The organism is Gammaproteobacteria bacterium (genome assembly GCA_013696315.1).
GTDB lineage: Bacteria > Pseudomonadota > Gammaproteobacteria > JACCYU01 > JACCYU01 > JACCYU01.
The window spans coordinates 1-13980 of record JACCYU010000089.1; the positions used below are offsets into that span (position 1 = coordinate 1).

Genomic DNA, 13980 nt, shown 5'->3' on the forward strand with positions numbered 1-13980 from the left:
GGACACACAGCGTGAGCTGGTATTGATCGGTCCGTGGAAACCGTCCACCCTGCCGACCGAGCTGACCGCGTGGAAGCCAACGATCATACCTGTGGCGTTGCCGGCGATAGGCGAGGTCATCGCCTCCTTAAGGACCATGGTGGCAGGACGGCCATTGCAGGTGTGCGGCATCGAGGGCGTGGACATCCACACGCTCAATAACGTGGCCTGTCGCCTGCGTCAGGCGAAGTATTCGGTCATAGGCTGGGCGGCAGGCGAGCTCGATTTTCCGCATGCCGAGTTAACCGTGCAGGCACTGGTCGAACTGGCGCGCGATCTGAACATAACGACCCGTAGCGGTGCGCTGCCGCTGGGCGGCGCGCAAGGCGACGTGACGATGAACCAGGTCAGTTTATGGCAGTGCGGCCGCCCGCTACGCACCAGTTTCAGCCGCGAGGTTGCGGAGCACGACCCGGTTCAGTTCGAGTACCGGCACGTGCTGGGCGCGGCCGGCGCCGATGCGCTGTTGTGGCTATCGACGTTTCTGCCGCATACACCGCCGCCTGAGACGGACATCCCGACTATAGTGATCGGCCATCCGGCTATCGACCTGCTGCGGTCGCCGGACGTCTTCATTCCGGTGGGGGTGCCCGGCATCGACCACGCGGGGCATATCTATCGAAGCGATGTCGTGGTCGCGCTGCCACTGCGGCGCCTGCGCGAATCCGCGCTGCCGCCCGCGGCCGACGTACTCGCCGCCATCACCGCGCGGCTGTAGACACGACGGCGATCATTGCCTCGCGCCCGCACCCTCTGAATCATGAACAAATACACTATGCAAAAATACTCATGCACAAGTTTCTCACGGTCAGCCTGACCCTGCCTGGCGCGCGGGCGAACCCATGTTGATAAAACTGGCGGGCGGCACGGTTTACGATCCCGCGCAGGGCGTGGACGGCGAAGTCAAAGACCTGTTTATACGGGACGGCCGTCTGGTCTCGCCGCCTTCCACGGATGCGAAAATCGGCCGTGAATACGATCTCACGGGCCAGGTGGTAATGGCCGGCGGCATCGATATGCATACCCACATCGGCGGCGGCAAAGGCAATCTCGCCCGCGGCATGCTGGCGCGCGACGCACACGCCGACGAGTGGGGCGCCGGCGCACCGCTGCCGGACGTGGATCATGCGCCTTTAGACCAGGATCGTGGGTCTCACCGCAAGCCGAGCATCAGCAGCGCCGTGCCGCCCGCGCCGGTGGCCGGCTACCGTTACGCCGAGATGGGCTACACCACGTGCTTCGAACCCGCGGTGGTGCCCATCAACGCGCGTCACGCGCACATGGAAATGGCCGATACGCCGCTGGTAGACACCGGCGGTTATGCAATCCTCGGTAACGACGACTTCCTGCTGAGGCTGCTGGCCGACGGCGCCGAGCAAAACGTGATCAATGACTACGTCGCGTGGACCCTGAATGCCACGCAGTGTATCGGCGTCAAGGTGGTCAACGCGGGCGGCATCAACGCGTTCAAATACAACGCGCGCAAGCTGGATCTCGATGAGCAGTCTCCGCACTACGGCGTGCGTCCGCGCGATATCATCCGCACGTTAACCCGCGCGGTGACGGAGCTTGGCATACCCCATCCGCTGCACGTACACACCAGCAACCTTGGCATCCCCGGCAATATCGCGTCTACGCTCGCGACCATCGACGCAGCCGAGGGCCATCGCATCCACCTGACCCACGTGCAGTTCCACAGTTACGGCGCCGAAGGCGACCGCAAGTTCTCATCAGCCGCCGCACAAGTGGCCGAAGCTGTGAACCAACACGACAATGTGACCGTGGACGTGGGCCAGGTCATGTTCGGCCAGACCGTCACCGTGTCGGCCGACACCATGCACCAACACGCGGCGCGCGGGCACGCACATCCGAAGAAATGGGTGTGCATGGATATGGAGTGCGAGGCGGGCTGCGGCATCGTGCCTTTCGAGTACAAGGACCAGAACTTCGTCAACGCCTTGCAGTGGGCGATCGGTCTGGAGACATTTCTGATGGTGAGCGACCCGTGGCGCGTGGGTCTCACCACCGATCATCCCAACGGCGCGCCGTTCACCAGCTATCCGCACCTGATCCGGTTGCTGATGGACCGCAGCTTTCGCGCCGACATGCTGACTACCATTCATCCGGGCGCCGCCGCGATGAGCCAGATCGGCAGCCTCGCGCGCGAATACTCGCTGTACGAAATCGCCATTATGACGCGCGCGGCGCCCGCCCGCCTGCTGGGCCTGGAAGACCGTGGCCGGCTGACACCGGGCGCGGCGGCGGATGTCGCCGTTTACCGGCCTCACAAGGACCGCGAACGCATGTTCGAGCGTCCGTCGCTGGTGTTCAAGGACGGCGAGCTGGTGGTCAAGGACGGCAAGGTAATCAAGGCCCCGCGGGGTCGCACGCACGTGGTGCGGCCCGATTTCGATGCGGGCATCGAACGGAACTTAAGCGCCTGGTTCGATGAGTGCCACACGGTAAAATTGGATAATTACAAAATCTCCGTTGACGAGATGGCCGACCTTGTTGGCAGCCCGGTGGTGGTGCATCCCTGCGGAACACGGCGATGATCATTAACGGTGTCGAGATCGAAGACACGTTCGCCGAGGCCTTCGACATGCGCGCCACGCGCATCATCATCACCGCCATCAATTTCAAGTGGGCGCGCCACGCGGCGGTGACCATGACCGGCTTCGCGACCTCCGTCATCGGTTGTGGGGTCGAGGCCGGCATCGAGCGCGTGCTGCATGGCGACGAGACGCCAGACGGCCGTCCCGGCATGGCGGTGCTGCTGTTCGCGACATCGACCAAGACGCTCGCCAAGCAGCTTGAGACGAGAGTCGGCCAGTGCGTGCTGACCTGTCCGACCACGGCCGTGTTCGCGGGCCTCGAAGGCGACGAAAAGATCCCGCTGGGCAAGAACGTCCGCTATTTCGGTGACGGTTTTCAGATCTCCAAGATGGTTGGCGGCAAGCGCTTCTGGCGGGTGCCGGTGATGGATGGCGAGTTTCTGTGCGAGGAGGAAACCGCGCGCACGACCGCGGTCGGCGGCGGTAATTTCCTGGTGCTGGCCAGGACCATGTCGCAGGCGCTGCTCGCGAGCGAGGCGGCTATCGACGCCATCTACCGGCTGCCGCATGTGATCATGCCATTCCCCGGCGGCGGTGTGCGTTCGGGCTCGAAAGTCGGCTCGAAATACAAGGGCCTGATGGCGTCCACCAACGATCCGTACTGCCCGACCCTCAAAGGTCTCGCCGGCTCGCGTCTGGGTGCGGACATCGGCGCGGCGATGGAGATCGTCATTGACGGCCTGACCGCCGACGACGTGCGTCACGCGATGCGCACCGGCATCCACGCGGTGTGCGCGCTGGGGTCATCAGAAGGCATCTTGCAGATCACGGCCAGCAATTTTGGCGGCAAGCTGGGCGCCCATCACTTGCACTTGTCGGAGATTATGGGTGAAGCCGATAGTTCTTGAACTGCGCGAGCCGCAGCTCGTACCCGTCGACATGAGCCCGCTCGCGCCCGACCGACTGAAAGGGATGCGGGCGAAGAAGATCAGCGCAGTGCGCCTGTGGACGGGTAACCGGCAGGTACCGGTCGGTGACCTGTTCAATGTCAGCGGTGAGGATCATACCCGGCTGGTGATAGGCAACGCTAGCGCTTCACTGGAACGCATCGGCGCGGGCATGGTCGCCGGACAGATCGAAGTCGAAGGCAATGCTGGCAGTTATCTGGGGCGCGACATGAGCGGCGGCCAGATTCGCGTGCGCGGCGACTGCGGCGCGTTCTGCGCCAGCGCAATGCGGGCCGGGTTAATTGAAATTGACGGCAACGCGGACGATTTTCTCGGCGCCGCGGTCACCGGCGAGCGCCAGGGAATGCGTGGCGGAATGGTGCTCGTCAGGGGCAATGCAGGCGACCGCATCGGCGATCGCATGCGCCGAGGCATGATTCTGATCGAAGGCAGCGCGGGCGACTTCTGCTGCTCCCGCATGGTTGCCGGCACGGTGGCGGTGCTGGGCGACATGGGTCAAGGCATCGGCGTGGGTATGCGACGCGGTTCGCTATTGCTGGCGACCGATCCCGGCGGGTTCCCCGCCACGTTTGTCGATACCGGCGCGCACAGTCTCGGCTTCCTCGCGTTATGGGCGCGGCAGTTCCGCGGTCTGGACAGCACGTTCGCGCATCTCGATCCCGCCCGTCAGCGCGTGAATCGGTACGTCGGGGATCTTGCCAACGATGGCCGGGGCGAGATTCTGGTGTGGGTCAAGGATCCGTCACATCCCCCGCTATAAGAATTGATCGTGTGTGAGGACGATCCGACCCGGAAGCGCCGCGGGCAACGCCGAAAGACGCCCTCAGCCTGCGGGCTTAACTCGCATCCATGGCCGGCGCGTTTCGGCCGGCGGCCGCGTCACTGCGGCGCGCTCGGCGCTCGGCACTGCGATCGATAAAGCCTTCGATCACCACGTAGAACACCGGCGTAAACAGCAGCCCGAAGAATGTCACGCCCAGCATGCCGCTGAACACCGTGGTGCCCAGCACCTGACGCATCTCCGCGCCGGCGTCATGGGCGAGCATCAGCGGCACCACGCCGAGGATGAAAGCGAACGATGTCATCAACACCGGCCGCAGCCGCATTTGCGCGGCCTCGACCGCGGCGGTGAAGCGATCCCTGCCCTCCTGCCTGCGCTGCCTGGCGAATTCCACGATCAGCACCGCGTTTTTGCAGGCGAGACCGATCAGCACCACGAAACCGATTTGCGTCAGGATATTATTGTCCATGCCGCGCAACCAGATGCCGGTAATAGCGAACAGCAGACACAAAGGCACGATGAGAATAATCGCGAGCGGCAGCGACCAGCTCTCGTACTGCGCGGTGAGCAACAGAAACACGAACAGGACGCTCAAGGGGAACACCAGCAGGACCGTGTTGCCGGCTTCGCGCTCCTGATAAGCGGTCTCCACCCACTCGAAATCGAAGCCCCGCGGCAGATTTTCGGCCGCGAGCTGCTCCATCGCGGTTAACCCCGCGCCCGAACTGACGCCCGGCCCGGCGCTGCCCTGCACCTCCGCGGCCGGATAGAGATTATGGCGCACCACGCGGTCCGGTCCCGTGGTCCAGCGGATTTCGGCCAGCGATCCCACCGGCACCATTGCGCCTGTGTCCGAGCGCGCGCGCAACTGCATGATGTCGTCAGGCTCCAGTCGATACTGCGCATCGGCTTGCGCCGTTACACGAAACAGGCGCCCGAACAGATTGAAATCATTGACATACGACGAGCCCAAATTGGTCGCCAAAGTGCTGAAGACGTTTTCCACCGGCACATTCAGCATCTCGGCCTTGGTGCGGTCGATGTGGAGATAATATCGCGGCGTGTCGGTGCTGAAGGTGGTAAAAACACTTTCCAGGTTCGGTGACTGGTTGGCTGCCGCCAGCAGCTCGCCGGTCGCCCGCACCAGCGCTTCCAAACCCGCGCCGCCGCGATCCTGCACCATCATGGTGAAACCGCCGCTGGTCCCCAGGCCGCGCACCGCCGGCGGCTCGATCACCAGAAACTCGGCCGCCTGAATGCCCGACAAGGTCTTCTGCAAGCGGCCGATCAACGCCGTAGCCGTCTCGCCGGACGCACGCTCCGCGAAGGGTGGCAGTAACACGAACATCGCCGCCTCATTGGGCGAGGTCGCGCGCGTAACGCCGGAGAAACCAGCGATTCCAACCACGTGCGCCACACCCTTCGTCTTGCGTATCAACCTGTCGGCGTGTTTCACCACCGCATCCGTGCGTTGTAGCGAGGCGCCTTGCGGCAACTCGACGGACACGATGAGAAAACCCTGATCCTGCTCGGGTATAAATCCACCCGGCACCTGGCTGATCGCAAACGCGGTGGCGAAGATCAGAATCAGAAAGGCTACCAGCACCACCACTGAATGGCGCACAAGCTTGCTCACAGCAGCAGCATAACCGCGGCTGGCGGCGTCGAAAGCGCGGTCGAAGGCGCGGAAAAACGGCCGGGTTAGACGGCTGAAGAAACCATGCGCGTCATCATCGTTCTTTTTCAGCAGCAGCGCACCCAGAGTCGGACTTAAGGTCAGCGACACAAAGGTCGTGATGATTGTCGCCGCGGCGATCGTGACCGCAAATTGCTGGAAGAACTGGCCTGAAATGCCACCGATAAAGGCCGCGGGTATAAACACCGCGCACAACACCAGTCCGATGGAAATCAGCGCCGCGCCAACCTCGTCCATGGTCTTGTGCGCGGCCTCGCGCGCGCTCATGCCTTCCCGCAGATTGCGCTCCATGTTCTCGACCACCACGATCGCGTCGTCCACCACAATGCCGACCGCGAGCGCCAGCCCGAAGAGAGTCAGATTGTTGAGCGAGAAGCCTAGCGCCGCCAGCACCGCGAAGGTGCCGATCAAGGCGACCGGAATCGCCACGATCGGGATCACCGCCGCCCGCCACGACTGTAAAAACGCGATGATGACCAGGCACACGAGGATCACCGCCTCGAAGATCGTCACGTAGACGGAATTGATTGACTCCGCGACGAACTGCGTCGGGTCGTACGCGATCTCGTACGCGAGCCCGGGTGGGAAGTCCTGAGACAGATCCCGCATGACTGCGCGAATCTCGTCCGCGGTGGCGAGCGCGTTGCCGCCCGGCAACTGGAACACGCCGATGCCCTGCGCGGGATTGCCGTCCAGATAACTGTTGCGCACGTAGTCCTGCGCGCCCAGTTCCACTCTCGCCACGGTGCCCAACCGCACCAGGCGCCCGTCGGCGCCGGCCTTGACGATCACCCGGCTGAATTGCTCGGGACTTGCAAACCGGCCCTGCGTGTTGACGGTGAGTTGAAACGCGTTGTCCAGCGGCATCGGCGGCTGACCCAGCGTACCGGCGGCGACCTGCACGTTCTGTCCCTGCAAGGCGCTGGTAACGTCCGTGGCCGTGAGGTTCAGCGAGGCCAGCCGTTGCGGATCCATCCAGATACGCATGCTGTACTCGCGCGCGCCAAACACGATGATGTCGCCCACACCCTCGACGCGCCGGAGCACCTCGGCGATCTGCAGCTCCACGTAGTTGCTGACGTAAAGCCCGTCGTAAGTGCCGTCCGGCGACAGCACGTGCACCACCATCATCAGGTCGGGCGAGCGCTTGCGCGTGATAAGGCCTTGCTGGCGCACTTCCTCGGGCAATCTCGATTCGGCCACCGCGGCGCGGTTTTCCACCAGCACCTGCGCGGTATCCAGATCGGTGCCAAGTTCGAACGTGACTTCCAGTTCGAACGCGCCGTCGCTGGTGGTGCTGGAGTTCATGTACAGCATGCCCTCGACGCCGTTGATCTCCTGCTCCAGCGGCGTCGCGACGGTCTCGGCGACTTCTTCGGGATTGGCGCCCGGATAAGTGCCCGACACCACCACGGTCGGCGGGGCGATCTCGGGATACTGGGTGATAGGCAAGCCGAAATACGCCACGGCGCCGACGATAGTGATCAAGAGCGAGCACACCGCCGCAAAGCGCGGGCGCTCGATGAATAAGTGAGGAAACTTCATGGCCGGCGCAAATGCGCCTGGCTGGGCCATTGTGCAGCATCCAGACTGATCCGCTGCGGCTGAACCTTTGCGCCTGGTGTGGCGCGCTGCACGCCTTTGACGATGACTCGATCGCCTTCCGCCAGGCCGTCAGTGATGACGCGCAAGTTGCCGTGTCGTTCGCCCGGCACCACACGCTTGCGCGCCACCAGGTTGTCTTCGTTGATCACGTAGACAAACTTCTGCGCCTGATCGGTGCCGATGGCGGCGTCCGGTATCAGCAGCGCGCGCGACGGACCCTGACCTCGCAGCTCGACTCTGGCGAACAGCCCCGGCACCAGCAGATAATCCGGGTTGGGGATTACGGCCCTGCCCATCATGGTGCCGGTCGCCTCGTCGATGCGGTTATCGATGAAGTCCAGATGCCCCTTGTGCGGAAAACCGTCTTCGTCGGCGAGCTGCAACCGCACCGGATAATCCTGATTGCGGGTACCGGGCCGCTTGCCGGCGCCGGCCGTACGCGCATAGCGCAGGTAGGCATACTCGTCGGTCGGAAAATAGACGTAGATGGGGTCCAGCGACACGATGGTCGTCAGCAGGGTCGAGCCGGCGCTGCCGCCGCTTATCAGATTGCCCTCGGTGACCAGCTCGCGGGATATGCGTCCGCCGATCGGCGCGCGCACCCGCGTAAAGCTCAAGTCCAACTCGGCGGTCGAGACCCCGGCCTGCGCCGCCTCCAGCCGCGCGGCCGCGCCGCGTTCGGCCTGCACGCGGACATTGAGTTCTTCTTCCGAGACCGCGCGCGACTCGAACAAACGCTCGGCGCGCTCACGCTCGTCACGGGCCAGTTTAAGTTGCGTCGCAGCCTGATTAGCCTGCGCCGCGGCGCGGTTCAGCGCCGCCTGGTAAGGGCGCCGATCGATCACGAATAGCAGATCGCCCTTGTCGACGATGACGCCATCCTTGAAATGCACCGACTTAAGATAACCGCTGACCCTGGCCCGCACCTCCACCGAATCGACGGCGGCCATCCGGCCCGTATATTCGTCCCACTCCGTGATTTCCTGCACTAATGGTTGTGCCACCGTCACCTCCGGCGGCGCCGCCGCTTGCGGCGCGGGCTCGGTCTTGCCGCCGCACGCTGCCAGCATCGAAATAAGCGCGGGTGCCATCAAAATCAGCGCGGGCGCACCCGGGTGCCGCGGGTTGATTCGCAAGCATTTTATTCGCATCAGATCGCCTTGTTAGCTGCATCGGTCATCCGCCAGATGACCGAAGCGAATCCGGCCGGGCGAGACGAACACTGTGACAACCGACCCGCATGAAAGGTGCCGGCTGAATAAACAAAAGATGGATCAACCTTGAGGGGCTTGTCGGTTGTTCCCCGCGCGCTTCGGCCTGTAAGATACCAGCGGGGTCGGGGTGTCCGAAATCAAGGGCACAGCCGCAAGCCACGGTTGTTCATAAAGGGGATGGGGCGGCGTGAAAAAGCCGGAAACAGAAATCGTCCTGCCCACGCAGCGCACACATCCTCCAACGCCGACGAAGTTTCTCACCAACCAAGGCGAGAACACGCTGAGCAAGCGGCTGGAGAAAATCCTGTTGCGGACCCAGGACTTCGATTGCCTCGTTGGATACTTTTTCATAAGTGGCTTCTTCCGGCTCTATCCCGCGCTCGAAACCGTCAAGAAAGTCCGCATCCTCATCGGCCTGAGAAACGAGCAGGTCGTCCACGGGCTAATCCAGATAGCAAAAGATGGCTCGCGTGAGAGCACGCCATCCACAGCGGAGGTCAAGGCAACCTTCGGTGGAATGATGCGTAAGGAACTCGTACAAGCTGAAGACACGCTCGCAATCGAAACCGGCATACGGAAGTTCATCGAGTGGATACGCTCTGGCAAACTGGAGGTGAAGCTCTACCGCGAGCAGAACATCCACGCGAAGGTCTACATCATGACGCCGGAGCACCCGGTAGAGAGCGTGAACCACGGCTACGTCATCACTGGGTCGAGCAACTTTTCGCACAGCGGGCTGGAAGGGAATCTTGAGTTCAACGTGCTGCTCGCGGAGCCCGAGGAGCACGACTACGCCCTGTATCGATTCAATGAGCTTTGGGAGCATGCCGTCGATGTGATGGACGTGCACGAGACGATCCTCCCACACCGTGGAGAAGGAGTCGCCGTTCGCGTTTTTCACGCCCTATGAGCTCTACCCCAAGTTTCTCGCCGAATACTTCCGCGATTACCTCGGCGATCGCGCCAGGCTGAACGCGGAAAACCTGCCTCAGAATTTCAAGAAGTTAAGCTATCAGGAAGATGCCGTCTTCGCGGCACAGCAGATGCTAAAGTCCTACGGTGGCGTCTTCATCTCGGACGTTGTCGGTTTGGGCAAAACCTACATCTCCGCACTGCTCGCGCTGCAACTCGATGGTCGCTGCCTCATCATCGCGCCGCCGAGCCTGCTCGATGAAAACAGCCCCGGATCCTGGCCGCGTGTCTTCCGCGACTTCTGCATCCCAGGACACAAGTGCGTGTCCATCGGCAAGCTCGAAGAGATCATTGCGCAAGGCGTCGAGTTTTACAAATACGTCTTCATCGACGAATCGCAACGCTTCAAAGCGACTCGACGCAGCGCTACGAGCACCTCACGCGCATCTGCCAGGGCAAGGGTGTCATCCTGGTCTCCGCCACGCCGTACAACAACACGCTCGACGACATCTACAGTCAGTTGAAGCTGTTCCAGCCGGCGCGCAACAGCACCATCCCCGGACTCCGTAATCTGGAGGCTTTCTTCGACAAGCTCCGCAATCGCCTCAAGCCTTTCCACCGGCTCGACGATGCCGAGGAATACGTTGCCGCGGTCGAGAAGAACGCCCACGAACTGCGGGAGCGCGTGCTCAAATACATCATGGTGCGCCGCACCCGTCGGGAGATTGAGAAGTTCTACGGCGACGACCTCAAGAAGCAGAAGATCTGGTTCCCAAAGGTCAGCGATCCCGTCGCGCTGCTCTACCAGCTCAACCGCAGGGAAAGCGCCATCTTTACCGACACGCTGGAGTGCGTCACGAGCGCAGATTTCCACTACGCACGTTACCAGCCGCTCAATCCCGAATACTACACTGGCCCGATTGAGGAACGCGCCGTGCAGGGACAGCACAACCTCGCCACGTTCATGAAAATCCTGCTCGTGAAGCGGCTGGAAAGCAGCTTTCACGCGTTTCAGGAAACGCTCGCGCGGTTCATCAAATCCCACGAGCTGGTGCTGCAAGCGTTCGACGACGGCTTCGTCTATACGAGCCGCAAGCACAGCCGGAAGGTGCTGGAGTTTTTGGAGGAAGGCGACGACGACGCCATCGCCGATCTCATCGCGCAGGAGAAAGCCGAGGAGTTCGCCTCCATCGTTCGGCGAAACTCCGTACGGGACATTCTATTGTCGTTCCACGAAAGGACGTGGAGGACTGGATTCGCCAGAGCGATCAATTCGCCCACTACGCCGCCGCCATCGCCGCCGGGACGCGCGGCGACAACTATCCCAAACCGCCCGAATCCATTCGCAAGTTCGCACACGAGATTGATCTGCTCCTACGCGACATAACCGTTTGCGATCCAGCCATCGGCTCCGGTGCTTTCCCCGTCGGCATGATGACGGAAATCGTCCGCGCGCGGACGGCATTGACGCCCTACTTCAACGACGTGGCGGAACGCACGGCCTACCATTTCAAACGCCACGTCATTCAAAGCTCCATCTACGGCGTGGACATTGAATCCGGCGCCGTCGAGATCGCCAAGCTGCGCCTGTGGCTGTCCCTCGTTGTGGACGAAGACGACGTTCAGCAGATCAAGCCGCTGCCCAACCTCGACTACAAGATCGTCGTCGGAAACTCCCTGCTCGGCTTCCCCTTCAAATCGCAGCGCGTCCCGAAGATCGAGAAGCTCAAGGCCGACTACTTCGACGAAACCGACCACGACAAGAAGAAGCGGCTAAAGCGCGAGATCGACTCCGAGCTTTCGCAGGCGTTCGCGGCTTCCAAGGGCAGCCTCGGCTACGAAGTTACCTTCGATTTCCAGATTTACTTCTCCGAGGTCTTCCGCACAAACGAGGGCTTCGACGTAATAATAGCTAATCCACCGTATGTCCGGCAGGAAACCATCAAACACATCAAGCCTGCGCTGAAACCGATCTACGAATGCTTCACCGGCACCGCCGACCTACTCGTCTATTTCTACGAGCGGGCCGTGAAGTTACTCACTCCGGGTGGAAACATTGCCTTCATCACCTCCAACAAATTCTACCGCGCTGGCTACGGCGAAAAGCTGCGCGGTTTCCTCGCACGCGAACTAACCTTGGATCGGCTCATTGATTTTGGCGACGCGCCCGTGTTCGAGGCCATCGCCTACGCTTCCATTCTCACCGGCGTGCGCGCCCCGCCGCCCGCGGATGCCGCCGCGCTCGGCTACACTTGGGAAAAGAAAATGCCGTTCGACCGCATCGCGCAAATCGTTCCCGAACGTGGGCAGATGATCCGACAGGACGAGTTGAAGCCGGATGGCTGGCGGCTCGAATCACCGACTACGCACCGCTTGCTGGAGAAACTGCGTAGCGCCGGAAAACCGCTGGGCGAATACGTAAAAGAACAAATCTATTTTGGAATCAAGACTGGGTTAAACGAAGCGTTTATCGTTGACCGTGCCATACGCGACCGACTTATCCGCGAACACAAATCTTCCGCCGAAGTTCTCAAACCGTTTCTGCGCGGCAGAGACGTGAAGCGGTGGCGCACCGAGTTTGCGGAGCAATATCTCATTAAGTTTGAGTCATCGGAAAACAAGACGCACCCGTGGTCGGGAAAATCCGAAAGGGAAGCGGAGACAGTTTTTTGCCGAGACATATCCAGCAATACACGACCGATTTCAGGAGTTTCGTTCCGCTTTGAAGAAGCGTGGGGACCAAGGAAAATACTTTTGGGAACTGCGGTCGTGCGTTTACTGGCAAGAGTTCGAGAAGCCAAAAGTCCTTTATCCCGATATTTACGAGCACCAGTGCTTGGTTTGGGATGAGTCAGGATTTTTTGCGGCCAATACCTGCTATTTCATCTCTACAAAAGAAAAGTGGCTGACGGGATTGTTGAACTCGGCAGCGGTGGAATGGTTTTACAGCATGGTTTCGAATCGCGTGCGCGGTGGTTACTTGCGGGCGTTTTCCGATTACATGAAACAAATTCCCATCCCCGCCGCATCGCCGGAAAAACAAAAGCCAGTGGAGCGCTTGGTTGACCGCATCCTCGCGGCGAAGGCACGGGACGCGACAGCGGACGTGAGCGCGCTGGAGCGGGAGATCGACGAGCTGGTCTATGCCCTTTACGCCCTCACCCGGAAGAAATCAAACTCGTGGAGGGCAGCGCGAAGTAGAGCTGCCGCGCCGCCGACAAAGCCAACCTCACGAAGCTCGCGGAAAGCGCGGCCAAGTCCGCCACGGCGACGGTGCCGCTGTCGCGAAGATCGAGCGGGAGATCGACGAAATCCTTCACCGGCTCATCCACCTGACTGACGCCGAAATTACCTACATCGAAATCACGCTCGCCAACACCCGCAGCCAAGCACCGGCGATGACGACAACGGCGACGAGTAGCCTTGTCACGCTCCGCGTTGCTCAACGAATCGGTGATGACGATGGGCACGCCGGCCACGTTGCCAGGCAGCGTGGAGACGGCCGTCGCGCTCGTGACATTCGTGCGGCTGCGGCAGAGCTGCTCAAGCGCGCGCCGATTCATGCAGTAGTCGGGAGCGATATTCAGGGGAAGGTAGTCTTGATGAAGAACGTTCCCGCCGCTGGCGGCCGCGCCGCGCTTCCCTTCCCGCCCCAACGGCTTCCCGCAAGGCCTTACCAATTCGCCGGCTTGTGAATCGTGGTTCCCGGAATGGGGTTGGGTAGCTGGCTCGCCTTCAACATCCAGGCGCGGATCGGCTTCACGAAGTCGGCATGCTGGCTGAGCTGGCGTGATGTCTTGCGAGTGGGCGCACCGGGCGTGACCAGCCCGATGAGCTTCTTGTGTTGAGCTTTCACGAGACGCGAGGACTCGGCAAGGTCGGAGTCGTTGGACACGATGACGGCGCAGTCGTAGGCGTTTCGCCAGGCGTCGTTGAGCACATGCAGGGCTAGATTTACGTCCGAGCCTTTTTCCTCGTTCTTCCAGACTTCGACCGAATGCGGCCGCGGGTTGGCGTGCTCCACCCAAATCCTGTGCCGCAGAAAATGCCCATAGTGCAGCTCGATAAGGGGGCAATGCGCCTGCAAGGCGCGCATGTAGACGTCCTGCCGGATGTTGACGTTGGGATCGTTGGGCGAGGGCTGCACGCGCGCTGTGAAATATTTAACTTTCACCAAATTGTTCTGCGGCCCCCGTACCTTCTGGAATAG

12 protein-coding genes are annotated in these 13980 nt (G+C 61.6%); 9 read left to right on the forward strand and 3 right to left on the reverse strand.

Annotated features, from left to right (window positions below):
- From H0V34_05010 to H0V34_05025, 4 genes are all read left to right on the forward strand, one after another.
- Window positions 1-757, forward strand: a 757-nt coding sequence (locus H0V34_05010) for a formylmethanofuran dehydrogenase subunit B (GenBank protein MBA2491083.1), incomplete at its 5' end; no start/stop codon positions are given.
- A gap of 124 nt (window positions 758-881) precedes the next feature.
- Window positions 882-2594 (forward strand): formylmethanofuran dehydrogenase subunit A, encoded by a 1713-nt coding sequence (locus tag H0V34_05015; GenBank protein ID MBA2491084.1) that lies wholly within the window; start codon window positions 882-884, stop codon window positions 2592-2594.
- Entirely contained in the window at window positions 2591-3502 is a 912-nt protein-coding gene (gene fhcD / locus H0V34_05020) for a formylmethanofuran--tetrahydromethanopterin N-formyltransferase (GenBank protein ID MBA2491085.1), read from the forward strand. The genes H0V34_05015 and fhcD overlap by 4 nt, the downstream gene beginning before the upstream one ends.
- 31 nt (window positions 3503-3533) lie before the next feature.
- Entirely contained in the window at window positions 3534-4322 is a 789-nt protein-coding gene (locus H0V34_05025; GenBank protein MBA2491086.1) for a formylmethanofuran dehydrogenase subunit C, read from the forward strand.
- Window positions 4323-4398: 76 nt separating this feature from the next.
- On the opposite strand, the gene H0V34_05030 is transcribed toward H0V34_05025, so the two are convergent.
- Window positions 4399-7584, reverse strand: a complete 3186-nt coding sequence (locus tag H0V34_05030) for a multidrug efflux RND transporter permease subunit (GenBank protein ID MBA2491087.1) — start codon at window positions 7582-7584, stop codon at window positions 4399-4401.
- Complete coding sequence (locus H0V34_05035; GenBank protein ID MBA2491088.1) at window positions 7581-8735, reverse strand: efflux RND transporter periplasmic adaptor subunit; 1155 nt, start codon at window positions 8733-8735, stop codon at window positions 7581-7583. Before H0V34_05035 ends, H0V34_05030 begins: the two co-directional genes overlap by 4 nt.
- A 310-nt stretch (window positions 8736-9045) precedes the next feature.
- Here H0V34_05035 and H0V34_05040 point away from each other — a divergent pair, with 310 nt between their 5' ends.
- The 5 genes from H0V34_05040 (at window position 9046) to H0V34_05060 (ending at window position 13340) form a co-directional block, all read left to right on the forward strand.
- Window positions 9046-9768 (forward strand): hypothetical protein, encoded by a 723-nt coding sequence (locus H0V34_05040; GenBank protein MBA2491089.1) that lies wholly within the window; start codon window positions 9046-9048, stop codon window positions 9766-9768.
- A complete protein-coding gene (locus H0V34_05045; GenBank protein ID MBA2491090.1) occupies window positions 9728-10294 on the forward strand; it encodes a hypothetical protein in 567 nt (188 codons plus the stop codon). Before H0V34_05040 ends, H0V34_05045 begins: the two co-directional genes overlap by 41 nt.
- Window positions 10291-11157, forward strand: a complete 867-nt coding sequence (locus tag H0V34_05050) for a hypothetical protein (protein ID MBA2491091.1) — start codon at window positions 10291-10293, stop codon at window positions 11155-11157. Before H0V34_05045 ends, H0V34_05050 begins: the two co-directional genes overlap by 4 nt.
- A 1335-nt stretch (window positions 11158-12492) precedes the next feature.
- Window positions 12493-13110 (forward strand): hypothetical protein, encoded by a 618-nt coding sequence (locus H0V34_05055; GenBank protein ID MBA2491092.1) that lies wholly within the window; start codon window positions 12493-12495, stop codon window positions 13108-13110.
- An 83-nt stretch (window positions 13111-13193) separates the two neighbouring features.
- Window positions 13194-13340, forward strand: coding sequence for a hypothetical protein (locus H0V34_05060; GenBank protein MBA2491093.1), 147 nt, complete (start codon window positions 13194-13196; stop codon window positions 13338-13340).
- Between the two features lie 103 nt (window positions 13341-13443).
- On the opposite strand, the gene H0V34_05065 is transcribed toward H0V34_05060, so the two are convergent.
- On the reverse strand, window positions 13444-13980 hold a 537-nt coding region (locus H0V34_05065; GenBank protein ID MBA2491094.1), incomplete at its 5' end, for an NYN domain-containing protein.